This is a genomic window from Neptuniibacter sp. 2_MG-2023, from assembly GCF_030547495.1.
GTDB lineage: Bacteria > Pseudomonadota > Gammaproteobacteria > Pseudomonadales > Balneatricaceae > Neptuniibacter.
In genome coordinates this window covers 98,300-121,885 of sequence record NZ_JAUOQC010000008.1, presented here as the reverse complement: position 1 = coordinate 121,885, position 23,586 = coordinate 98,300, and the positions used below count along the sequence as shown (strand labels likewise).

The following is a 23,586-nucleotide window of genomic DNA, read 5'->3' as shown; positions in this document are numbered from 1 at the left end:
GCCATAAAAAAAGCCCGAAATTGACAATCAATCTCGGGCTTATCACTTACGTCAGCGGCTAGATAAAATCACGCTCTTACTTTCGCTGCTCCAGCAGGGTTTTAAGCTCGGCTATCTGGCGAGAAAGATCCTCTATTGTAAGATCGCCATCCGCTATCGCTTTCTCTTTAGCTTCCTCTGCGTGTTCATTTTCCATCACATTGACCACAATACCGATCACCATATTCAAGAAAGCGAAGGTGGTTAAGAAGATAAATGTTAAGTAGAAAAGCCAACTGAAAGGGTAGACCTCCATGGTTTCATACATTACATCGGTCCAATCTTCAAAGGTCATTACCCTAAAGAGCGTTAGCATAGCGATAGAGATATCACCCCATAACACGGGATTAATATCGACAAAAAATGATGAACCGATCGCTGCATAGATATAAAAAATAATAAACATGAGCAAAATCACATAACCCAACTGAGGTAGCGCTTTGATCAATGAATTAAGTAGTAAACGCAATTCAGGGACAATCGACACCATACGCAAAACTCGGAAAATACGAATTAAACGCCCGATCAAGGCCATTTCGCTGTCTTGAATAGGAATAACACTGACCACAACAATCAGGGTATCAAAAATATTCCATGGGTTTTTGAAGAACGTTTTCTTATGGGGTTCACCTATAAACCGTATTGTCAGCTCAATAAAAAAGAAAGCCGTAATGGCGCGATCTAACCAGACAATAATTGAAAGTATATGTGTAGGTATATCATAGGTTTTTGCGCCAATAACTAAGGCGGAAAAGAGTATGACGGCCACAACGAATAGCTCAAAAGCCTTGTTGCTTCTAATTTCAAAAAAACGGGATTGTAAGGTTTCAATATTCATCACAATTTCACATAACTGATAAATTTTGCAGCACTGTACTGTGATTTCGAGATAAAAGGTAGTCGTAAAATTACTCTATTTTAAGCCGCTTTTTAGAGCCATTAAATATGAGCACTTCTAATACCAATCATCTAACCCTTAAGGCGGTTTCTACGACGCTGAAATAAGATTCCTTCGGCACTGAAAAGAGCCAGCGCAATCCAGATAAGTATAAATGTAACTAAGCGACGTTCATCCATAGGTTCATGGTAATAAAAAACAGCAATCAAAAAAGCGATACTTGGGCCAATATATTGGAGTAACCCAATTAAGGTGAGGCTCAAACGGCGAGCGCCAGATGCAAAAGCCAACAAGGGAAGACTCGTGACAAGGCCTGTGCCCAACAGCAACCAAACCATATGATTGTCTACGCTTAATATCTGGAATTCATTATGGCTAAATAGCCATCCCATATAAGCTAATGCGATGGGCAGTAGCCACAAAGTTTCAATAAGTAATCCACTCACAGAATCAACAGGGATCTTCTTACGCAATACACTGTATGCCGAGAAACAACCTGCCAAAGTCAAAGCAACCCAAGGCAACTCCCCAAGTAAAATCACTTGATAAGCAACGGCACCGGCTGCCAAGCAAACCGATACCCATTGAATAGAACGGAGCCGCTCACCAAAAAAAGCCATACCAAAAAGTATATTTATCAATGGGTTGATAAAATACCCTAAGGTAGTCTCTACAATTCTATCTTGTCCGACAGCCCAGATAAAAACGAGCCAATTAAGGGAGATAACAATCGCTGAAAGCGCTAAGGCAGACACAACCTTAGGTTGCCTAAATATACTTAAGAACTCCCGTGAGCGTTTAGTAACAAGAATATATAAAGCAAGAAAAAGAACAGACCAAAGCACTCTGTGCGCTAATACTTCAAGCGCAGAAACTTGATCTACCAATTTAAAATAAACAGGTACAAACCCCCACATAACAAAGGCTGCACTCGCAAAATAAATCCCTTTAAGCTGTTCTGATCTAGACTGTGCGTCCATCAAATTTATATTCCTATAAAAAGCATCCCGTACAGCGGGATACTGAACGGAGCAAATATATTCCTAAGTACCTATTATCTGTCTTAAGAAGAGGAGGGTTGATAGGTCACTGTTTTTACCTATTGGAACGATGTGGTCCATGCTCAATGATACAGAGTGTCGCACTTATGGATGATTGGTTTATGAAACATCAATAAATCAATGAAAAAAGCCTAAAAAACGACCACAAACAGGGGCATACATTTTGCTCTGTGTTTCCCTACAATGACAAAAATAAAGGGAAGACGCCGTGATTAACAAAATATATCAAAAAGTTATCATTTTGCCTTTGGTGCTGCTCATCAGCATTTCAGTACAAGCAAAACCTGAGGTCATCTGGAAAAAACAGGCCGACTATATTGCCATCAATACACTAAACGGAGCAAATAATAATAACCACCCCAAAGAGATTTCCGTTGAGAAGATAGCGCGGTTGCTCAGCCAAGTTCAAGTCAAGAACAGTTCATACAATACAAGTGACTCAATGTGGGATGATGATGCGGAGGTCGCTGTTCGAGTATTTACCGATCGAGAAATTGATCTATTAGGTAACAAGCTTAGCCAAGCTTTTAAACAGGTAAAGTCTAACGAAGTCATTACCTTCTCTGTTTCAGATTTTCGTTCAGCTTATATTGGCCGTAAACGACTCTCAATTAGTGGATCTATTTTTATTAAAAATAATAAATTAAACCTACTCATCGGCGCTATGCATGCGGACTTGATTGCAGAGCAACGGCGTTCGGGAATAACAGGAAATTATGGTCGTCTAAAGAACAATTTAAGTAATGGCGATATCCAGGGAACAAGCTCAAATGAGTGGCAGCTAATCCATTTTAGCGGGGCCGATCTTGTTGATAACAGAACAGACTGGTTATCAATAGATTTACAGAAGACCTACCAATACGCCACGCTTAAAAAAGATAAGCAAAGCGTAGATTCAAAATACCTCACCGAACAGCAGCAAGCGCAATCCAGCACTTTAGAGGCGCGTATTATCCAACTTGAACAAGAAAGAGATCAGTCCACGCATATCAATGATCGTGGAGAAAGTATTATAGAAGGGCGTTTACGGCAGCTTCAGGCCTTATATGATACAGGCGCACTGCCTGAGACCGTCTACCTTGAAAAAGTACGTTCAATCATGGCCGAACTATAATATAAAAAAGCAGCCCTGAGGCCCTATAAATACTAGCCTCAGGGCTTAGTTATACATAAATCAAACATCACCAGATAAGACCTTATCTAGATCTCAATTTAACCCCTGATTTTATTTAAATCTTTTGATGAAAGATATTCGTCTAATCGTAGAGTTACTCTATACTAGCAAAGGATTAAACTTACTTTTTAATCTTTCTTTAATGATTTGTTCATAAAAAAACGTTTCCATATGATGGTCTGTAAACAACAGCAGGCATTGGAAAACAAAAAATCAGGATAAGGTAATGAGCAGCAAATTAAGATTAGGCGAGATTGCGTTTGACGATGATGACTTTGATCACGGTTTTAAAAAGCCAAACACTGCATTGAATTCAAGGAAGAGGGCAGGAAAGACCAAGCGCAAAAAACAGGATTCGGATAATTATTTAGTAGAACGTAGTATGAAGCGTGGGGCAATGGATAGTTCAGAACTGCATTAAACACTATACCCTGTACGCAAAAACCAGTTTATAAAAAAGAGCGATCGGCTTATACCGCATCGCTCTTTTTTTTATTCCAGCATTATGAATAAGTAACAGCAAGACCCGAGAGTGAGCTAAGTGTTCTAAATTAACGTTTCTTTTTAACATTCCCTATCGCATTGTTTTTCTTTGCCGATTTTTGACCAATTATTTTGGTACGTGTGGCTTTATTAACACGCTTTTTAGGGCCTTTTTGACTAATTCGTTTCCGCAAACCTTCACGGCTACCTACCTCAAAGCCCGGCACGTAAACACGACGGATGCTCGCACCAATAAAACGCTCAATATTATCTAAGGCGCTTTCCTCTTCACGGCTCACAAAAGAGATCGCCTGACCTTTAGCGCCCGCACGACCTGTACGGCCAATACGGTGAACATAATCTTCCGCTAAGTAGGGAAGGTTGTAATTGACCACATGCTCTAAGCCTTTAATATCTAGTCCCCTTGCTGCAACTTCAGTTGCTACAAGCACTTGTACTTTACCGGCCTTAAAATCTGCAACCGCACGGCGGCGAGCCCCTTGGCTTTTATCTCCATGGCAAATGACCGCATCAATACCGTCAAACTTCAGGTCTTTCATTAGCTCATCGGCCTGACCTTTAGTACTGGTAAAAACCAATACTTGAAACCAGTTATGCTTTTTAATTAATTCAGCAAACAGGTCTGCTTTACGTTTCTCTTCTACCGGATAGACAACATGATCCACGGTATCGGCAGTAATATTGGCTTTGGCTGCGCTAATGGTCTCATGACTGGTCAGAATCTTACGGGATAGAGTATGCACTGCACTAGATAAGGTTGCAGAGAAAAGCATCGTCTGACGTTTCTTCGCACTCTTTTCTAAGATAGTCATTACATCGCTAACGAAGCCCATATCAAGCATACGATCGGCTTCATCTAAGACAACAAACTCAGTTTGCGCTAGAGATACATTACAAGCAGTAATATGTTCCAGCAAACGACCAGGAGTAGCGATCAATATGTCAGTGCCGTTACGCAGTTTTTTCTTTTGCGTATCGAGCGTAGTACCGCCATAAACCGCAATAATACGTAGATCTAAATACTTGTTATAGCGAGAAATTGTTTCAAAAAGCTGTTGGGCAAGTTCGCGAGTTGGGGTTAATATCACGGCCCGGACTTGCGTCGCATTTAGCTCTTTAGGCTGATCATGTAATTTTTGCAAAATAGGTAGTGCAAATGCAGCCGTTTTACCAGTACCCGTTTGAGCATTAGCTAAGAGATCCTTTCCGCGACGCGCAGGAATAATGGCTTGCTTCTGAATCGGGGTCATTTCTTCATAACCACAATCATCCAATGCTTGCTGGATAGCAGGTGCAAGATCTAAGGCGGTAAACTTCATATATATCTCTCAATATGCGCATTAGGCGCGAGTCGCTAAAAGCGGAAATTATAAAGTAATTTAAACGATTAAGTTATAGCTAACTGAATCAGATCGACTATAGCTAAAGTCACAATAGGTAAATAACCGTTTAATAACCTATAGTAGTAACGGTTGTGGGATATTTTTTAGATAATAAGAGTAAATAAATGACAATAACCCAGACACACCTCACGGTTAATTTTCGTATAGAAGCGGGCTGCTTAGGTCCCGAAGGCCCTGCTCATATAGATCAGTTCTGCATATTGGCCCATAAAAGGTTGCAAGCACTGCATTCAGATTTTATTGATTGGAACTTAACCCCGCGAAGCGACAAAACACTTCCTGAAATTGACTACGCTATCAGTGGGAAAATGCTTAGTCGCGCACAAGCGGCCCGATACTTTACGATATTCGATCAACATATTGAGGATTTTGAAGCTGCCGTCTTCGAACAACTCCCCATAATTATTGATCAATATTTTAGTCGTTAAGCACTTTTACCCGCTAAATTCTCTATAAATCAGATCTATCTGTAACCTTTCGAGCCTTATTGTAGGCTCAGTCTCGCCTGTACTTGATACTAGATCATGCTACTATCCTTATATTTGTGACAGTCACAAATATAAACAATGGAGTAGATGATTTACATGAGCAACCCTAAATCGCATCAATCCTCCTCAGTGCGAACAGGCCAAGCAAGACGGGGTCGTAAACCACTGTTCTCTGAATCAATGTCAGCTTCTGAGCGCAAGGCAAAGCAGAGGAGGGAACAAGATGCACGGATTATGGACCTGTCCGCGTCTGAATGGACAGAATCGGACTGTCTACGCATATTAACAACTAAACGTTTTCAGCCATTTTACGAGTTTGCTTGGAGAAGAATCGGACAAATCAAAGGCTATGTATCTAGTTAGCCTCCGTTGTCCGATTAAGTATAAAATTTTATAGCTCAATACGCCCTAGAGAGAGGTCTAATTACTAATACCTGTTAAAACCTCTTTAATAGCTGCATGGCTCTTTTTAAGCCAAACCTTACTACGCTGTCGCTCCATTAGGCTAAGGTGCTTAGACTCACTGTCTTTAACATTAATCGCTCCCCAGAAACTTAACCCTAATTTATCGATCTTATTAATCGTTGACTCATGCAGCGCGGGTAGGGACATTTGACGTAGTACAGGGACTTTAAGTGGGTCAGCATTAAAATGAGCTAACGCTTCGATACCGCTAAAATCATTACCACAGCCGTAATTTTTAACGACTATGCAGTTTAATTGTGAGCTGTATTTAGCCAGAAAACGATCTAACAAGTTAATAGAGTCAGGGCCACCATCCACGGTATACCAATACACTAAGTCGATACCTACTTCAGAGCAAAGGGATAAAACATCACTCTCCTCAAACCAGCGCTCCAAAAAACGCTGGCTTTGCGCCGGTAGGTCGATCAACAGATGGACATCCTGCTCCATAGCGATCTCCATGATCGTGTCGATACTTTCAAATAGATCAAGATTGATAGGGCGGGTGTAACCGTCGTAATAACGGGTTAACGTAGGATGGGATTGGTCTGCATCTAAACCTATATAAGCTAAATCGTTATCAAGAAAATACTGCGACAAGGTGCGGGAAAGAACTGATTTTCCTACGCCACCTTTTTCACCGCCTACAAAATGAATCGTGCTCATTCTAGCTATTCCTTTAAAGGGACTTTAAGTCATTATTTATGAGTAAATATTAGCAAGCATTAGGCCAAGCAACGAAAGCCTGTTTTATTAGTTAAACCCTTAACTTACCGTTATCTACTCTGCTTAAACGCTTTTTTATGGCGCAGAAAACAAAATTAGATGCACTCAAATGGGTCAAGTATCACGCTGCTCAAATACACTAGAGTAACCATAGATTATTGGTGTTTTATTAAACAGAGCTACAGAGATAAAAAACTAAACTTTTACAACAAGCCCAGATTGAAATGATGTTTTTTATCAATTAATTACAGTTACAAGTTAACTGCAGATATAAAAAACAACCACACTGGCATCGCTGTTTAACTCTGGCTACTTTGAATGTTTTTAGGAAGATAAATAACAAAGCGAGTACCTCCCCTAGAGAGTGCTTCCATTTTAATTTGGCCATGCATAAGATTTGTGACCCACTGGTGAACTAAATGTAACCCCAACCCAGTGTGTCCAAGACCTCGACCACTAGTCACAAAAGGATCAAATAAGCTCTCCCTTAACTCGGGAGGAATCCCTTTGCCATTATCGCTAACAGACAGCACAACCCACTCTTCATTTAATTCTGCCTGCACGATAATCTCGCCTTGCTGCATACCCTCAGTACCGTAAGTAAGGGCGTTGATAATGAGGTTTTGTAATATCTGAGACACAATACCAGGGTAGCCGGCAAGCATTAGTTCCGTATTAACCTCATTAACAATACGCGTACCTGAATTTTTCAACTTAGGCGTTAAAGTATAGATCAGATCACTAACCACCTGATCAAGATTAAACGAAACAATTTCATCATTAGCACGATCTAACGCTAAGCGCTTAAAGCTCTTAACTAAAGCTGCGGCTCGGGTAAGATTACTTTCGACTAGCTTTAACCCTTCCTCTGTATTACTAATATAGTTATCAAACGCTTGACGGCTAAGCCCCTCATCTAGGGCTTTTTTAAGTGAATCGTGTGAACTCTGCAAAGTTGACTCTGCCATAATAGCGCCTCCAATCGGGGTGTTAAGTTCATGGGCTACGCCAGCGACCATCATGCCTAGAGAAGAGAGTTTACGTGTTTCGACTAGCTCATTTTGCAATAATTGTTGTTTAGATAGAGCATTGTCGAGTTCGCTATTAAGGAATTTTAACTCATTTTTTTCACAGGCTAGCCTCAGCGTCATCTTTTGCAAGCTTTGCTGCATAGTGTAATCGCGCCATAAGATCCTCCCCCCAATCAAAAGAATACCTATCACCAATAATAATGTAGGTTTTATTGCACTCCATTCAATCTCTTCCATAACCTTTTTAGGCGTACGGACGAGCATATAGATACTTTCAGCAACAGTAGGTGCTTCTGTAAAAGAGAGAGCTATGTGGCGAGTACTAATAAGCTCTCCGTTATGAGGCATTATGATCTGGTTTTCCCCGCTGTTTATTTTGGCCCAGAGTAGGGGGTCCAACTGCGTTAGAGAATTTTTAGACTTCCCTAAAATGGCCCCCCATTCCAATGAGGGGTCAGGATGGAGCAGCCAGTTTCCCCAAGCATCAACCCACATTACTTCCGTCTCACCTGAACTTAATGAGCGGATTTTTTTAATTAGATGAGTCAAATCATAATTGATCATTAACAAACCGCGCCGCATGCCCTTTGTTGCAGTGGTTTGAAGACCTATTCTAAATACAGGTTGTAGGGGTTTTACAATCTCACCGTGTTCGATATTTAGATCGATCGGCGAAATATAAATTTCAGGCGGAAATACCTTCATCGCGTTCTGGAAGTAATAACGATTACTTTTATCTTGGAGCATCTCTGCAGGTTCTGCGTGCACCTTTCCATCGACAATATTAATACGCACCTGCTCGTGCCCTGTGTCATCCAGCCAGCGTATCTGTAAAAGATTATCAATAGCTCGGCCAAACTGCTTAAAAATAGTTTTTAAGCGAAGGGTATTAAGCTGATTAAACGGAGATAAACTGCTTAAAATATCACTATCTGTCGATAACAGCCGTACAGTATTCCCTATATCTCCAAGCTCTCGGTTTATATCAATAGCAGCTAAAGTGATTTGCTCCTCGTGTCGCTCCCGTAACTGCGTAATTCGCTCGCCTTTAATGCTGTTATAGAGCATGACACCGCTTAAAACCGCTAATAAAATAATAACTGCACCAAAAACTAAGTACTTACGCTTAAACTTTTGGATATCTTCATCCACGCCATTTTTATGGGCAGAATCTATCTTTTGACGGCGCCAGTTCATATTTTAGGCTGCACTTGTAACCATTCAACGACATTACTAACAGGCATAGGCTTAGAAAACAGATAGCCCTGTGCAATATGGCATCCTCTATTCACTAAATGCTGACGCTGAATTTCAGTTTCTACACCTTCCGCGATAATGACAAACCCAAATTTTTTACCTAGATGTAACACCATATCGACAACATGGTTACCCGCCGCGCTTTCTCCTAAATGATCGATAAAGCTTTTATCAATTTTAAGTGTGGTTGCCTTTAAATTAGCAACATGGGCTAAAGATGAATAACCTGTACCAAAATCGTCAATGCTAACGCCTATTCCTCGATCGGAAAACTGCTTTAGTACGGGATTAATATATTCATAATTTTGCATGGCCTGAGACTCTGTTACCTCTATCTCAAGCATCTGCCCATCCAGGCCACTTTGAACGATCATATTTAGCAAGGACTCAATATAATCTTTGTGATTCAGATCCGCACAACTGGCATTAAACGAAATCGGAAGGTTAAACCCTGCCTTTTGAAGAGAGGTCGCCGCTTCAATTGTGTGGCGGGCAGCCTCAATATCAAGATGACTAATTAAACCTGCGGTTTCCGCGAGTGGAATAAACCGAGTGGGGGATATGATCTGCCCATCCGGTTTTCTCCAGCGCAATAATGCTTCAAAACCGACGGTAGCCCCCGTTGTCATGTTTACTTTGGGTTGTAAAACAATAAAAAATTCATGATTATCTATAGCGCTGTGCAAATCCATCAATAGATGATGACTAGCGGTGATGGATAGCATAATGTCTGGTTCATAATCGATAATCCGCTGGCCTTTGAGGCGAGCCATATTGGCAGTTGATTCAGATAACTGCAGTATCTGTTCAGCTTTACACTCCATAAGTAGATTTAAATTAACCCTAGCAACCGTTAACCTTAAGCGATGAACCGTATGGTTCAACATCAACCGCTGATCAATGATGTTAAGTAACTGCTCCTCTGTCAGCATACTTTCTTTGTTAAGCAGGATCGCAAAGGTAAAATCTCCAGTACGGGCGATCAAATTATTCGGATGTAAATCACAAATATTGACCAGTAAAGCCGACAACAGCTTTTCACAATATCGCTCACCAAAAGTCACCATCATGCCTGTAAAGTCATTAACAACGAGGATAATCAAACTGCTTTCGTCTTTTTCCTCCGCAGGCATGGTAGATAGTTCACGCAAGAGCCAATTTCGATTGTAGGATTTAAGCACTTGATCACGATAAGCCAAATCAGATAGACGGTTAACCAGTGCAACAGCCGTAAAACCGCTGTTGATATTTTCACTAAACACTTGTAGTAAATTGATATGGCTATCTGTTAGCTTATGGTTAGAGTTAACCAATAATATATAGTGAGTTTCATCTATTTGAGGCGTATCAAAATGTAATACCGTAAAGTCATCATCAAAAAGATGACTGCGCTGTTCCGTTGCGGCAATAAAAGCAGGGTAATAAGTAGCTAGTTGAAGATCTGATAATGTTTTTTTTGTAGAACCACTGTAGATACCACTCGCGGCCAATATACGCGCCTCCGGTGAGAAATCTCCACCTTTATAGGCAAAGCAAACAATACCACCTTGTTTGATACCAATAATACGCTCAATCTCATTGAGCACAGTTTCGGTAAAGCTTACTAGGTTTTGCTTGCTGCTGATGCTTCGTGCGGCATCAACAACCATCTGTAGTCCTTGCTTAGCTTGAATAAGCTCGGAGAGATAGCGCCAAGTGCGAATATGGCTACTCACAACCGTATGCAGGGTATCCCGAGCTAAGTCTGATTTATTCCAATATTCATCTATATCATACTTAGCCATTACTTCATGGCGGGGAGCCATGCCCGGTTGGCCCGTGACCAAGATAATACGCACCGCTGAATTACCTAAAACCTCGCGAATCGTGCTCGCAAGTCTTAAACCTGCATCATCTTCTTCCATAACTACATCTAGTAAGATAACGCTAATATCACTATTGCGGGAGATAACATCAGCAGCTTCACTCACTGAATTTGCAGTTAATATTTGGACGGGACGTTCATAAACAACTAAATCTTGTAGGCTGTAAACCAGTGATGCCTGATAAGTGAGATCATCTTCAACACTAAGCACTTTCCATGGTGCTGCAGCCGCTTTATCAACAATAGAACTTTCAGAAAAATGAAACAATTCTAACTCTGACATAAAGAATCCTTTGCTCTAGTCATTATCATAGAAGCTTAGATTAATATTATAAATAAGCAATGGAAATCACAAAAAAGCAGGACTGTTTATTCTATATTTTTATATTTTAAAATCAGTAGATTACAACTAATTCATAAACCAAAAAAAGCTTAGGATTTATGAATATCTGTTCCATTAAAGTAAGGGGGAACATAAAGAGCTATAACAGGTAGGCCTATAAAACCAGTAAAAAATGTAAACAGGAAGTCACGAAAAGAGATTAATATCACCTGCATGAAAATAGGTTACCAACCATTTTCGGAACAATAAAATTAGCTACCTAAAATCAGGTATTTTTCCCAACTAAATAGGTCAGCAAGATGTCTTACATAGTAAGGCAATAATAGTAAAAGCCGTTAAGTTTCCCAGCACAGTCCATTAGTGTTCTTTAGGTTCAACTAAGAACTTAGTTACGACTAAACGAGCAAGAGAGCCCACACTAAAAAATAACAACAAGGCGAGGGGAAGCGTTTGGCTAACCGTTGCTATCCACTCATCAAACAAAACTGAATCCGCTGTGGCATTTCGATAAACCACAATTGCCGGCATACCAAGCAGCATAGTCGGTACCATAATGGACATAACTAAAGGTACTTGGAATTTATTAGGAAGCTTCTTCATTTTTAAACCTAGTTGTTTAATTCACAAGTAAACTCTATCATCGGAACGGTCGTTCAAAAACAGGCAATATTGCAAGGTAAGCATGCATATATGAAAGCTAAAGATATGACCAACATCTACTGGTTTTGTCAGTCAGTAGAATCAGGTGGATTTGCAGCAGCAAGCATCAACACCAAAGTATCTGCGCCTACGCTTTCAAGAGCGGTAGCCCAATTAGAAGAGACCTTGGGCGAAAAATTAATTCATCGCAATGCTAAGCAATTCCAGCTTACAAAAGCTGGCGATATCTATTATCAAAAATTCTCATCCCTTTATAAGCAGCTAGATACTGAATGGGAAAAGCTCTCAGACAAACAACCTAAATTGGTGGGCGATATTCACGTTTCCTGCCCTGAAACTTTCGCTGAAATATTCCTACAGCAAACCGCTATCGAATTTATGGAGCAGAATTCAGGCGTTAATATTCATATACTATTTTCATCTGATATAGACCATTTTTTCGACGATCAGATCGACTTAGCCATTGTCACACGACCAGCTCAGGCTCCAAACTTAGTTCAACGGCGTTTATTTAATATAGATTTATCACTCGCGGCGGCTCCCAGTTACTTAGATAAAAAAGGCACTCCCGTAACCCCAGAAGATCTTTTAAAACATCACCTGCTTATGGGTAATACCATGCAATTTTGGGAGTTTAAGCAACAAAACAAAATAATCCGCATCCCCGTAAAACCTAAATACTCCATAAATAGCCTGCGCCTATGCATACAAGCAGCTTGTTCAGGCATAGGTATCTGCATGGCGCCTAAAGCCGCCTTACAGCCATATTTAGAACGAGGAGAGTTGCTCTTGCTGCCAGAGATTCAATGCGAATCAGGTATAGTCTATATGGTATGGGCCGATCAAAAATTAGTCCCAGCCCGACTGGCCGCTTTCAGAAACATGATTTTAGAGCGCCTAGATCAACCCGCAGATCTATTATCGCTATTTTCTAATAACGCTCTTTAATGATCTTCCTACCTATAACTTTCCAGCCTTGCGCTTAAATTAACATTCGTAATGCGTCGATAACTAAGAGTAAATAGATCAAACGAGCCGTTGTCATTAACCCGTTTGATTAGCTTAGTAAGAGGATAGGGGAAAGTGGCGCGTTTGGAGGGTATTATTCGCTACACTCACCCTTCGGGTCGTCGAAGATCTATGCTTTCGTATCCTAAGCGATATTAACAGAATTACCGTTACTTGTTTTCAAAACAAATTAAACTTGCATTAAAGATGTTATGTAATAACATCATTGAAAGTTGCCCTACCTTTAAATTCTATTGGGCCGGAGTTCTTACTGCTATGAGTCGAGTACCTGCTATGTGCCAAGAGTTTGTTTTCCTTGGGCAGTATTTAGATCGAGCTATAACCTGCGCCTTCGACAACAACTTGTTGACGAACGGCAAGGTCCTCAAAGGTAAAAATTATTGCTCAGTATTGAGCACGCCTGTACCTTGTTGGAGGGAAAAATCATGAGCACTTCGCAGAAAGATCAATGCGTCTTAAAGGAAGAACAGATCTTAAAGGCCCCGAAATCAGACTATATGAACACAGAACAACTCGAATATTTTAGAAGTCGGTTAATACAGCTTCATGAATCTATCAGTGGAAGAATCCAAGAGGCTAAGAACAAAATGGCTAGTCCCCCTGAACTTAACGATGATAGTGATCGGGCATCTTGGGAGGAAGAGTGTAGTACTTCATTGCGGATTTTGGATCGAGAACAAAAGCTGCTGCCTAAAATCATCCAATCATTGGAGCGCATACGCCTAGGCACCTATGGCTACTGTCTGGAGTCGGATGAACCTATAGGCATTCCACGCCTTTTAGCAAGACCGACTGCTGAATACTGCGCAGACATCAAAGCCGATAGGGAATTAAAGGAACGTGTTTACCGAGATTAGATTCTGCAATAATAGGCTTAGTGGAATTTAAGAAAACCAAAACCAAAAGCGATGTAGCTTATCAGGCCACATTAGTGACCGGTTATTCATAATATTTATTGGACTCAAGATACTATTATTAGAGCTCCGAAAACGGGTAAAGATTCAAGAGTTTTGCCCAATAAGGATTTACCAATGCTTTGTCGACTTGCCAGACTATTTATTGCCCTGTTTGTTGTTCTGAGTACCCCTGTACTTGCCGAGCCAAGTTCGACCACTGATGCGTTTTATGATGTCTCTTACGTTTGGAGCAAAGATGCTGCCGCTGTGCAGAAGTATCATGACAATGTAGCGCGAATTCTCGGACCTGCGGTAGCTAGACACTTGCGCGTTGTAGTCGATAATGGTTTGCATGGGGTCATTTATCTACGTCATGGAAACAGTACAGGTGCGGTACGGGTAGCCCGTGTGCATAGTCAATTACTCAACAAAAAAGGGTTAGATGCATCCGCTCCGGTACTGTCGAAGGATTGGGTCTTAGCAACAACCGATCGCAACTTAACGAAAACCAAAAAACAAACTGTATTCGCAAAAAACTCTGAACGATCAAACACCGTTGCCAAACCAACCAGTTCTTCGACTAAAAAGTCCCAAGCAATCCACGACCTAGAGGTTGCTGTGGAAACCTATATCAAAGACCTTCGGCAAAGAGGGCGAATAAGTAAGGACGAACGCACAGGCTGGTCAGTATACGACTTCACTAACGGAGAAAAACTGGTCACCATCAACGAGGAGCTTCAATTCCAATCCGCTAGCCTGATCAAACCCTTTATTGCTGCAGCTTTCTTTCATCAAGTTAAACAAAAAGATCTAATCTACGGGCCAAAAAGTCGACGCCATATGGAGCGGATGATCCACCGTTCTAACAACGCTTCCACCAACTGGGTTATTAAGCAAGTGGGTGGTCTGAAGGCGGTACAACGAATACTCAAAAAAAATTATCCCGGTATATTCCGCGCCACCAGTATCGTCGAATACATTCCTGCAGGCGGAAAGACCTACCGCAACAAGGCCTCAGTTCATGACTATAGTCGCTTTCTGTATGCTTTATGGAACGATAATATCGCTGGTGCCCGAGAGATAAAGCGTCTTATGTCTTTACCTGGTACAGACCGAATCTACACCGGTGCCGAATCAGTACCGGTGGGTACTCAGGTATTCAACAAGACCGGAAATACTGCTCGATTATGCGCCGACATGGGAATCTTGAACGTGAAGGGACCTGATGGGAAACGCTACCCCTATATCCTTATTGGCATTATCGAAAAGCAAGAAAAAGCGCGTAACTATACCACCTGGATACGCGATCGAGCCGAAGTGATACGGGACGTATCCAACATCGTTTATCAAGGTATTGCCCAGAAGCATAATTTCACTAATGTGCTTTGATTAAACGACTACTAATTATTAGCTCTGGGGTAAATAAAATTCAGTGACAGTCACAAAATAGCGAGCGTGTGCTACGTGGTTATTAAAGACACTTTTGACCCACGAAAAAGTATTTAGCGTACCCCCACACAAACCTTCAAGCGACAACGTAAAAGGTCTCCGATTTGCTTATTGGTAAATTGATAATTTAAATTGCCACCTCAAAAGTTATTTAATCTTAAATATTATAAAGTTAGACTATCTTCTTAAAGCCACTAAAAACAAGAAGAACTTACGGAAAAGCTATGTCTATCCCTAAATACAACGAAATCATGCCCAACGTTCTGCGTTATCTTGCGGAGCATGGAGAGCAGAAATTCAGGGAGCTGGAGCAGCCTCTGGCTATTGAATTTGGTTTATCTGATGACGAGATCGCTCAGGAGTACGATTCAGGTAACGGTACGGTATTTCTGGATAGAATCAGTTGGGCGCTAAGCTATCTGACGAACAGTGGGCTTACAGAAAGGCCGCGCAGAGGTGTGTACAAAATAACAGATACCGCCCAGAAGTTTCTTGATAAAAGCTCCGAAGAGATTCAGCAGTTTGTTAAAGCACAAATGGCACTGAGAACCGCTGAGCAAAAAGCGATAAAAATAGAGCAGGGGTTTGATGACGACAGGACTGAATTACTGCCTACGAGCAATCAAACCCCGCAGGAGATGTTGAATACAGCGTATAAGAGCATCCGTCAGTCCACTTATGACCAGATCATAGACACCGTACTGAGTAAGACACCGTCAGAGTTTGAAGGCCTTGTGGTTAAGCTTCTGGAGCGTATGGGCTATGGCGGAGAAGTAAAAAACGCAGGAACGGTCACACAGGCCTCAAATGATGGTGGTATAGACGGGATTATTAAAGAAGACATCCTTGGGCTAGGAAAAATACATATCCAAGCTAAACGTTATGCAAGAAGCAACACGGTAGGACGTGAGGAGGTTCAGAAGTTTGTTGGCGCTCTGGCCGTCGCTCAATCTAATAAAGGTGTATTCATCACAACCTCATCATACAGTGCTGGTGCAATTGCTTATGCCGAGAGTCTAAACGGTACCACCAATTTGGTTTTGATCAATGGTGAGCAATTGGCTAAGTATATGTATGACTACAGCCTTGGAATGCAAACTAAGCAACATATCGAAATCAAAGAGATGGATTCTGATTTCTGGGATGGAATGCAGAACGACTCAAAGATCAGCTAATATGGGGTGTAGTAATTACCCTATGTGTCATAACAAAGAGCGGATATGCCCAAGATGTAACAGCACCATGAACAACAGAAATGAATACAAAATTTGCTCAAACACGACTTGCAGTTATCGACCCTGAACATTATTCAGGAATGGAAGAGCTAATCCTGCCACAAGTAGAGACTACAAATGAATATCAACCAGCTTAGAATGAAGATTTATATATTCTTATAGTGGATACGACCGAGCAAATCAAAAGTCTGTGAATATGCGTTACAGATAACATACGTACAAATGCACGCAGAATTTAAGTGTAATGCGATACTGATCTATAGGAGTAGGGATTGTGAGCTACACGGATAGGGCTAAATCGATTAGAGCGCGATTATCATGCTTTCAGAAAAGGTCTGTTTTAAAACATATTCTTAACTACCTACATCAACCTGAAGAAAATGGTTTAGATGCAGCTAGGAAAATGCCGTACATAGCACACCTTCTGATTGAATGGTTATATCAGGTAGAAGAGTTTGAATGGGCTAGAGAGGCAAGCAAGGAAGATGTTGGTTGCATTCTGGACAAAATATTTCACTTACAAAGCATAGCTGCTCCTTTTCGAGATCATGTTCACTATGAGCTTATTCTAAGAAAAATGCTTTCTGCACAGCATTGGCCACAACAAAGTAGAGTTGTTCGCTTGTATCGTTTGACAAGGCTACATGCTCTAACCACGAGCGAGGAGGAGGAGGAGGGTAGTACATGGTTCGAAGAACAATTTGAAAAGGTTAATAAACTGACTCTCGAAGAGTTCTACGTATTGAGCCTGTGGCTAATGATTAAGTTCGACGAGAACAATTACGCCATTCCATATCAGCGTATAATTATTGAATTAACACCTTTCTTTGATATTGAAAAGGTATCAAAATTTTTTAAATTGATTAGTGTAAACCTTAAGCAGCTTGAGGCTTATTTATATCCACTATCTGAGCAATCTGTTTCGATCGATGCATACTTTGCACCCACAGCCCTCATCAAGAAACCCGTATTTATGTTAAGTGATTACATAACTACACCACATCATTCACTTTTGACGAAGGCAATATCTGAATTTGTGTTGATGGACTTTAAAGCACGAGACTCTCAGCGCTTTAAAGATAAATTCACCCCTATATTTGAAAAATATGTAGGTACAGTACTAGATGAATCAGGATCAACTTTTATACCTGAAGATGTGCTGAATGATCTTTACAAAAAGTATAACCAGCAAGGAAATAAGGTTGTTGATTATCTGATAAAGGAAGAAGATGCAGTCATTTTCATTGATGCCAAAGGAATAGAACCACATCCAAAAGTGCAGGTTTCTGATAATTCACGAATACTTAAGGATAAGCTATCGAGCAGCTTTACACATGGCGTGCAACAGGCTTTTGGTTGTGCATCGACACTCAAAGAAATTGGTGAAATAGAAATTCCTAAAAAAGAACGCTGCTATGCCTTAGTTGTTACTCATCTAGAATTCTATATATCTAATGGTAAACGATTGAATGATTTAGTTGATCCTACACTTCATGAGAAATTGATGGAGAAATACGGTGACCATATTCCTATTGAAAACATATATTTTACAGCTATTGATGAATTCGAAGGCATTATGAAAATATGTCGAGATAGCGAATGCAACCTATCGGCTTTTTTAGAATTCTGTGTTCAAGCAGATAAAAACGGTGCGACGGGTAAATTCGATATGCGTCAGCATATAATTGAGTTTGTCAAAGAAAATGCATTAGTCAAAAGAGGTTCAATTGGAACTGCTTACATCAAAAAAAAGCAAGAGCATCTTTTCAAAAAACTCGGAGAAGTGGTCGGTAGAAGTGAATCATATTGGCGATACAAAGGTCTAGCAGGCATGCAAGAATATTCGCAAAAACAGCACCTTCTCCTTAAATACTTGGAAGTCATAGAATAACCGATGTACAAGTTGTACATAGCCTGATATTTGAGGGTAGATTAGGACATTCCAAATTTGGACTAGTGCTTTAATTACACCCAGTCATAAAAACGCATTTGTAAAATATGTTTGGAATTTATACATGGCAGCTGAGCGCTAGGTTGCTCTTTACGACACTTTACCCTCGAAATAGAATTCTTCGAAGCTCTCCGCACGAAACTCAAATCTATCAACATTAATTTAAAACTTATGCTTCTAGGTGATTACTCAGAAGCCTGCTGGCGAGAAAGGTTTCAGGTATGAGATACAACTTTCACTTTAATACCTAAGCTTTCATTTTTAATGCCTAATAACACTCAGTATCTGTAGTAATGGGGCATGCAGCAGACTTTCACCTTATCCCACGGTTTCATTTTTAATGCCTAAATACAAATGGACGCTGACACATAACGCTAAAAAAAAAGGATTTATAAGTCATTGATTGTAGGTAGTAATCTAAACAGTCTGTACACATAACGCTAAAGTTTTTATAAGGGATATATCAAATACTCGGAATCGGCAAGCCTTTACGTATAACGCTAAACTTGGCAACCGTTATCTCTAGCTCTTCTGCCAAATTCAGCAAGCCAGCTTTGTGTTTAATGATTGGATTGTTAGTATGGATCTTGAGAGTTACCTTTTGTTTTGATTTAAGATTCGACACCTTTATCAAAACGGGTAACTCTCTCTTTTTCAAGATGATGCGTCAGATCTAGTCTGAGCTAATTCATCTACCCCTATAACTGTAACAAACACGCTTTTCAGCTATGCTGCATCAAGATCCTTCAGTTCGCTAAGCAGTTTTATGATACTCTTGTATTCATCTTCAGTTCCGATATCTCTACCGTGCTGACTCTTAAGAATTGTTTTCCATTTGTCATATCCCATGTTGTTTACAACTCCAGCTGCATAATCAAGAGGGCTCAACCCTAACTTGTCGCTAGAACCTGATAGCTGAGGATGGCTCCGTACTAGTTGCTCAACCATCTTAAAACGCCCCAATCTAGCAGCTGTGTGCAGAGCATTCATACCTTCCATTGTACATATGGTCGGATTAGCATTTGCTTCGAGAAGCATGGTGAAACAGGCATCTGAACCCGAAGATATTGCTGCTGTTAAAGCTGTACGTTTGTTAAAGTCTTGTTGATCAATTCTTAGATTTTTCTTCGCTAGTAGTGATGATACAACTGTTGATAAGCCTCCATCACAAGCCAGCATAAGAGGAGTTTGATATTTGTAGTCATTCATCTCTACATATCTTTTCGTCGCGATATTGACTAATATTTCTATTGCTTTATCCAGCTGAGCTTCGAATGTAGTTACCTTTTCAGCATCAATAACACCATATCTAATGCCTTCCTTATAACCGTTTAATAATCCATGCCTAGCATTGATCATTAATATCAATATTGTTTGACCTCTGACATCGTTAAGTCTTCGAAAGACCTTATCTTTATTCTGTCTGATCCATGTTTTTAATCCATCCCAATCATTATCAAAAATCATTTTCATAATAGAAGCCATTAGGGGAACGGCATCACTTATACCAGGCTTGATTGGTCTTAAGCCTGCGTAAGGGGCATATAGATTTTCCCAAAAGTATTCAGCTGACATGGCTGCGATATCTTCAAATGCAATGGCTTGAGATGCGTTTTTTATTTGATCTAATAAGTCCTGTCCATGATTTTTTGAATCATGATTTTCGATGATATTTCCAAAGATTATATTCAGATAAAGCCTTCTATCATTGGGATGTAGGGCAGTATTGAATATCTTTGTAGCTAGTAAATCTCGGGATATTTCACCTTTAAGCGGTCCGTAATTTCTCTCATCACAAGCGACAAGCGCACGCTCAAACAAAGTAATTGCGCCGTCTTCGTTGTTTTCATCTTCATCAATTATATTCAACGATAAAAGGTGCTTGGCTTTGTATTGCAGGGTCAAAGCTTTAAAAATATGACCCAATTTATGAGCTTCAGCTCTTGCAAGTAATTCATCAACTCGTAGGATGGTTTCTTTGCGATTTTTTTGCGCGTGATCATTAAGATATAAAGCCAGCTCCTCGTTGATTGCATACATCTCATCAAAGCCACTGAGTTTAAGCTTCCTGATCTGTTTAAGAATAAAATGCTTAGCTTTCCAAGGAATTTCCGGCTGCCTCAATAGATAAAGCAGAGACTGTAAGGAACCGCCTTGTTTGATATCAGGTAGGAGACCGTCATTCATATACAGAGCATAGGTGCTATGAAAGTCTTCTCTTCGGGTTTCAATTGTACTCTGTAACTGTTCAGTGTCTGATGAGATACGTTGTTTTGAGGGCTCATTCCAGTGCTCAATATCACGTAATTCTGAGCCATACACACACCCTTTGAACATTTCAGTCATTAACTCTGAGATAAATTCAATATGAGATTCTCCCAAGCTGGCATCTAGACTCTGAAGCTCAAATGCTCTTGGATGTGATGATAGTTTTTCTAAGAATGACTCATCAGCTTTCTCGTGACTACGAAACGCTTTGGTTTTATCGTAGGATTGGATAGTCCACTCAAATATATTTCGAAATAACTGGGTAAGTTGTAGCGCTTTATTTTCTGATAGATCAGTAGATACTTTATACCTATCAATCTTTAATTCAGTCACAAGTTTCTGGTAGCTATACTGAGCAAGCCTTGCGATTAAGAATCTACGCCTTACAGTCTCCCAGTTAAGATCATCTCTAGCATTAAGCAGGCCTTTAAGTGGAGACTTTGCAGCATCGGCAAAATACGTCTCGATAGACTCAACTGAAAGATTTTTGCCGCTTAACCAGTTCTCTATATCTCGGATAAAGTTCGATACATGCTTTTCAGCCATTTCCTCATTATTTGATAAGTCCCTCTCCAGGCTTACTGGGCTAGTAACTCCGATCTCATCCAGAAGCCATCTTGCTGCATTTGCAACAGGTAGAATAAGCTTGTTGCCTTCAACGTGTGGAAGGAACCACAGAACCCCGCCAGGCATATCTTTTGGAAATGGGGTATCTAAATGCCAGAACGCACTTTTTCTCGCTAACCAAGGTACATAGTAGATAGCTAGCGAGTTCCATAGAACTTGTTCGCTACTCGCATCAAATGTCCATACGCGGTTTTCTAAATTGTTTGAGCCAATTTGTATTTCAGTAGCCGAACATATCAAGTCATCCACCAGATTTTCATCTGATTCGCAGTCTAATAAAGAAAGTAATCCCTTTATTAGATCCGAATATCGTTCGGTGTATTTGTCTACAGATAGCTTCTTACGCTCTAGAAATCGAGTTATTTGATCCCGATTTGTTGCTGACTCCTGACTATTAAGCCCCAATGACTGATATGCATTAAATAAGAATGATTCAAATGATGGCAGGGTAGCCATTGCTGTAACTCCTTTACTGTTAACTGCTACGTCAATGTAGCGCTTGGCCTTTATTTTCTTAACGAAACAATCCGTACAACCCTAGTTTCAAAATTAGGATAGGGGGGTGTACGGATATTTTCGTTAATAAATTTGGTGGTTTCTCCTAAATTTCTTCTCCTAAAAAAATTAAAGAGGAAAAGGAATGAACGAAATACTCAAACAGTCAGAACATCATCGCGTTTCTGAACTAGTAGTCAACTGGCATCTCACAGAAGCATGTAATTATCGATGTAAATACTGTTATGCATCGTGGATAAAACCAGCAGAATCTTCTGCTATTTGGCGAAACAAAAACAAGACGGATCAATTTCTTAAAAGCCTGAAAGAGTATTTTGATTCTACCAATGATGCAAATCCATTAACTAAAGACCTTCATTGGTCGGGCCTTAGGTTGAGCCTCGCAGGAGGTGAACCAATGTTGCTCGGAGACAGGTTCAAAGATATTGTTGAAACCGCTTCAGAGCTGGGTTTCAAAGTCTCGTTGATTACTAATGGGAGTTTTCTGAGTAGTGAAACACTTGAATGGCTTTCTCCGAAGCTTTGCATGCTTGGAATTAGTGTCGATACCACACAATCAAACACAAATAATTTAATTGGAAGAGTCGACACTAAAGGAAATTCGCTATCTGAAGGTTGTCTAGCCAAGATAGTTCGTCTAGCGCGTCAGTATAATCCCAGCATTAAAATCAAAATAAATACTGTTGTTAATCAATCAAACTGCAACCAAGACCTTAAAGGGTTGGTAAATATTTTAAAACCCGAAAAATGGAAGATCCTCCGAGTACTTCCAGTGATAAATCACAATCTCACAATATCTGATGCTCAATTTAAGGATTTCATAGAGCTAAATCAAAGCGTTGATACACAAGTCTATATCGAGGATAACCTCGACATGAAGGACTCTTATCTGATGATCGACCCGCATGGTCGTTTTTACCAAAACTCACTCGTTCAACGAGGTGTAACTGAATACCTATACAGCGATCCAATATTAGAAAAAGGGATTGCCTCAGCGTTCAATCAAATCGAATTTTCAAGTGCTGCGTTTTGTTCTAGGTATATTCCAAACAATATTCAAGGAGCTGCAGCGTGAAATACAGTAGTTCTAAAGATCTTAATCAACTTATTAAAAGGCTTCTAAAAAAAGGCTGGAAATACGAAAGAAGGAAAAAGCATGCCATGTTGGTTTCACCAGACAATTCAGGGAGGGTTTGTATTGCAACTTCGCCCAGCGGTTCTCGTGTTCGTAACTATGTCGAATCAATGACAAAGAAATATTGTAGGCAAGAAAGGAGGAAAGGAAAATGACGCAATATCACTATCAATGCCAGCATTGCCTGTGTACGACGAATATGTGGGAAGATGATGATGGTGTTAATGACTTTTACGGTGGTGCAATCGACGATTGTGGATGCCAATCGGAGGATGATTTTGAAGATGATTGGGATGATGACTGATTAATATTATTTGGTCAATAAGTCTTAACTTTATCTGTCAGGTTAGATTAACAGTACTCAATCTAATCTGACAGTTGGTAACGTGCCAAAGCGGGCATTCGGCTCTAACTCGCTTTTGCCCCTTTTTAAGCTAAGAGTGCTAGTAGCGAGAGATACTTTTTCTAATCTGAGTTCAACATCTCTGACCCGACTGATAAATGACTGCCCCTTTGATTTGATGAACTAGAGAGGGCTAGAGGAAGCCAAGTAACAGCTTGTCGAAT

General features: G+C 40.3%; 19 protein-coding genes. 11 read left to right on the top strand and 8 right to left on the bottom strand.

Features of this window, described 5'->3' with window-relative positions:
* Positions 1-76: 76 nt before the first annotated feature.
* Together Q4486_RS09740 and rarD are read right to left on the bottom strand one after the other, a co-directional pair.
* Positions 77-877 carry an ion transporter gene (locus Q4486_RS09740; RefSeq protein ID WP_303418004.1) on the bottom strand — a complete coding sequence of 267 codons (801 nt, stop codon included), beginning with the start codon at positions 875-877 and terminating at the stop codon, positions 77-79.
* A 131-nt stretch (positions 878-1,008) separates the two neighbouring features.
* Complete coding sequence (gene rarD / locus Q4486_RS09735; RefSeq protein ID WP_303418002.1) at positions 1,009-1,917, bottom strand: EamA family transporter RarD; 909 nt, start codon at positions 1,915-1,917, stop codon at positions 1,009-1,011.
* A gap of 289 nt (positions 1,918-2,206) precedes the next feature.
* Between rarD and Q4486_RS09730 the strand changes: the two genes are divergently transcribed.
* Entirely contained in the window at positions 2,207-3,112 is a 906-nt protein-coding gene (locus Q4486_RS09730) for a hypothetical protein (RefSeq protein WP_303519249.1), read from the top strand.
* A gap of 286 nt (positions 3,113-3,398) precedes the next feature.
* Entirely contained in the window at positions 3,399-3,593 is a 195-nt protein-coding gene (locus Q4486_RS09725; RefSeq protein ID WP_303417999.1) for a hypothetical protein, read from the top strand.
* A 130-nt stretch (positions 3,594-3,723) separates the two neighbouring features.
* Here Q4486_RS09725 and Q4486_RS09720 read toward each other — a convergent pair whose 3' ends face one another.
* Positions 3,724-4,995, bottom strand: a complete 1,272-nt coding sequence (locus Q4486_RS09720) for a DEAD/DEAH box helicase (RefSeq protein WP_303519248.1) — start codon at positions 4,993-4,995, stop codon at positions 3,724-3,726.
* 188 nt (positions 4,996-5,183) lie between these two features.
* Between Q4486_RS09720 and Q4486_RS09715 the strand changes: the two genes are divergently transcribed.
* Complete coding sequence (locus Q4486_RS09715) at positions 5,184-5,507, top strand: hypothetical protein (protein WP_303519246.1); 324 nt, start codon at positions 5,184-5,186, stop codon at positions 5,505-5,507.
* Between the two features lie 156 nt (positions 5,508-5,663).
* On the top strand, positions 5,664-5,930 hold the full coding sequence (locus Q4486_RS09710) for a hypothetical protein (RefSeq protein ID WP_303519244.1): 267 nt from the start codon (positions 5,664-5,666) through the stop codon (positions 5,928-5,930).
* A 57-nt stretch (positions 5,931-5,987) separates the two neighbouring features.
* Here the strand turns inward: Q4486_RS09710 and Q4486_RS09705 are convergent, their stop codons facing one another.
* The 4 genes from Q4486_RS09705 to Q4486_RS09690 form a co-directional block, all read right to left on the bottom strand.
* A complete protein-coding gene (locus tag Q4486_RS09705) occupies positions 5,988-6,698 on the bottom strand; it encodes a mobilization protein MobD (RefSeq protein WP_303519243.1) in 711 nt (236 codons plus the stop codon).
* A gap of 359 nt (positions 6,699-7,057) precedes the next feature.
* Positions 7,058-8,986, bottom strand: coding sequence for an ATP-binding protein (locus tag Q4486_RS09700; RefSeq protein ID WP_303519242.1), 1,929 nt, complete (start codon positions 8,984-8,986; stop codon positions 7,058-7,060).
* A complete protein-coding gene (locus Q4486_RS09695) occupies positions 8,983-11,193 on the bottom strand; it encodes an EAL domain-containing protein (RefSeq protein WP_303519241.1) in 2,211 nt (736 codons plus the stop codon). The genes Q4486_RS09700 and Q4486_RS09695 overlap by 4 nt, the downstream gene beginning before the upstream one ends.
* Before the next feature lie 417 nt (positions 11,194-11,610).
* The gene (locus Q4486_RS09690) at positions 11,611-11,853 is read right to left on the bottom strand and encodes a hypothetical protein (protein WP_303417989.1); all 243 of its coding nucleotides are present in this window, start codon (positions 11,851-11,853) and stop codon (positions 11,611-11,613) included.
* A gap of 90 nt (positions 11,854-11,943) precedes the next feature.
* Between Q4486_RS09690 and Q4486_RS09685 the strand changes: the two genes are divergently transcribed.
* From Q4486_RS09685 to Q4486_RS09665, 5 genes are all read left to right on the top strand, one after another.
* Positions 11,944-12,861, top strand: a complete 918-nt coding sequence (locus Q4486_RS09685) for a LysR family transcriptional regulator (RefSeq protein ID WP_303519240.1) — start codon at positions 11,944-11,946, stop codon at positions 12,859-12,861.
* 506 nt (positions 12,862-13,367) lie between these two features.
* Positions 13,368-13,799, top strand: coding sequence for a TraR/DksA C4-type zinc finger protein (locus Q4486_RS09680; RefSeq protein WP_303519239.1), 432 nt, complete (start codon positions 13,368-13,370; stop codon positions 13,797-13,799).
* Positions 13,800-13,973: 174 nt separating this feature from the next.
* Entirely contained in the window at positions 13,974-15,227 is a 1,254-nt protein-coding gene (locus tag Q4486_RS09675; RefSeq protein ID WP_303519237.1) for a serine hydrolase, read from the top strand.
* Positions 15,228-15,511: 284 nt separating this feature from the next.
* Positions 15,512-16,462 carry a restriction endonuclease gene (locus Q4486_RS09670; RefSeq protein WP_303519235.1) on the top strand — a complete coding sequence of 317 codons (951 nt, stop codon included), beginning with the start codon at positions 15,512-15,514 and terminating at the stop codon, positions 16,460-16,462.
* A 334-nt stretch (positions 16,463-16,796) separates the two neighbouring features.
* The gene (locus Q4486_RS09665; protein WP_303519234.1) at positions 16,797-18,413 is read left to right on the top strand and encodes a hypothetical protein; all 1,617 of its coding nucleotides are present in this window, start codon (positions 16,797-16,799) and stop codon (positions 18,411-18,413) included.
* A 786-nt stretch (positions 18,414-19,199) separates the two neighbouring features.
* Here the strand turns inward: Q4486_RS09665 and Q4486_RS09660 are convergent.
* Entirely contained in the window at positions 19,200-21,824 is a 2,625-nt protein-coding gene (locus tag Q4486_RS09660) for an ankyrin repeat domain-containing protein (RefSeq protein ID WP_303519233.1), read from the bottom strand.
* 184 nt (positions 21,825-22,008) lie between these two features.
* Here Q4486_RS09660 and Q4486_RS09655 point away from each other — a divergent pair, with 184 nt between their 5' ends.
* Both Q4486_RS09655 and Q4486_RS09650 read left to right on the top strand, forming a co-directional pair.
* Positions 22,009-22,959, top strand: a complete 951-nt coding sequence (locus tag Q4486_RS09655) for a viperin family antiviral radical SAM protein (protein ID WP_303519232.1) — start codon at positions 22,009-22,011, stop codon at positions 22,957-22,959.
* 211 nt (positions 22,960-23,170) lie between these two features.
* The gene (locus Q4486_RS09650) at positions 23,171-23,323 is read left to right on the top strand and encodes a hypothetical protein (RefSeq protein ID WP_303519230.1); all 153 of its coding nucleotides are present in this window, start codon (positions 23,171-23,173) and stop codon (positions 23,321-23,323) included.
* Positions 23,324-23,586 lie beyond the last annotated feature (263 nt).

Bases quoted from the DNA above. Each gene is read 5' to 3' on its own strand.
- Q4486_RS09695 (WP_303519241.1), bottom strand. From the start codon at position 11,193: ATGTCAGAGTTAGAATTGTTTCATTTTTCTGAAAGTTCTATTGTTGAT.
- Q4486_RS09715 (WP_303519246.1), top strand. From the start codon at position 5,184: ATGACAATAACCCAGACACACCTCACGGTTAATTTTCGTATAGAAGCG.
- Q4486_RS09720 (WP_303519248.1), bottom strand. From the start codon at position 4,995: ATGAAGTTTACCGCCTTAGATCTTGCACCTGCTATCCAGCAAGCATTG.
- Q4486_RS09705 (WP_303519243.1), bottom strand. From the start codon at position 6,698: ATGAGCACGATTCATTTTGTAGGCGGTGAAAAAGGTGGCGTAGGAAAA.
- Q4486_RS09650 (WP_303519230.1), top strand. From the start codon at position 23,171: ATGACGCAATATCACTATCAATGCCAGCATTGCCTGTGTACGACGAAT.
- Q4486_RS09690 (WP_303417989.1), bottom strand. From the start codon at position 11,853: ATGAAGAAGCTTCCTAATAAATTCCAAGTACCTTTAGTTATGTCCATT.
- Q4486_RS09685 (WP_303519240.1), top strand. From the start codon at position 11,944: ATGAAAGCTAAAGATATGACCAACATCTACTGGTTTTGTCAGTCAGTA.
- Q4486_RS09670 (WP_303519235.1), top strand. From the start codon at position 15,512: ATGTCTATCCCTAAATACAACGAAATCATGCCCAACGTTCTGCGTTAT.
- rarD (WP_303418002.1), bottom strand. From the start codon at position 1,917: ATGGACGCACAGTCTAGATCAGAACAGCTTAAAGGGATTTATTTTGCG.
- Q4486_RS09740 (WP_303418004.1), bottom strand. From the start codon at position 877: ATGAATATTGAAACCTTACAATCCCGTTTTTTTGAAATTAGAAGCAAC.
- Q4486_RS09700 (WP_303519242.1), bottom strand. From the start codon at position 8,986: ATGAACTGGCGCCGTCAAAAGATAGATTCTGCCCATAAAAATGGCGTG.
- Q4486_RS09710 (WP_303519244.1), top strand. From the start codon at position 5,664: ATGAGCAACCCTAAATCGCATCAATCCTCCTCAGTGCGAACAGGCCAA.
- Q4486_RS09655 (WP_303519232.1), top strand. From the start codon at position 22,009: ATGAACGAAATACTCAAACAGTCAGAACATCATCGCGTTTCTGAACTA.
- Q4486_RS09660 (WP_303519233.1), bottom strand. From the start codon at position 21,824: ATGGCTACCCTGCCATCATTTGAATCATTCTTATTTAATGCATATCAG.
- Q4486_RS09675 (WP_303519237.1), top strand. From the start codon at position 13,974: ATGCTTTGTCGACTTGCCAGACTATTTATTGCCCTGTTTGTTGTTCTG.
- Q4486_RS09680 (WP_303519239.1), top strand. From the start codon at position 13,368: ATGAGCACTTCGCAGAAAGATCAATGCGTCTTAAAGGAAGAACAGATC.
- Q4486_RS09725 (WP_303417999.1), top strand. From the start codon at position 3,399: ATGAGCAGCAAATTAAGATTAGGCGAGATTGCGTTTGACGATGATGAC.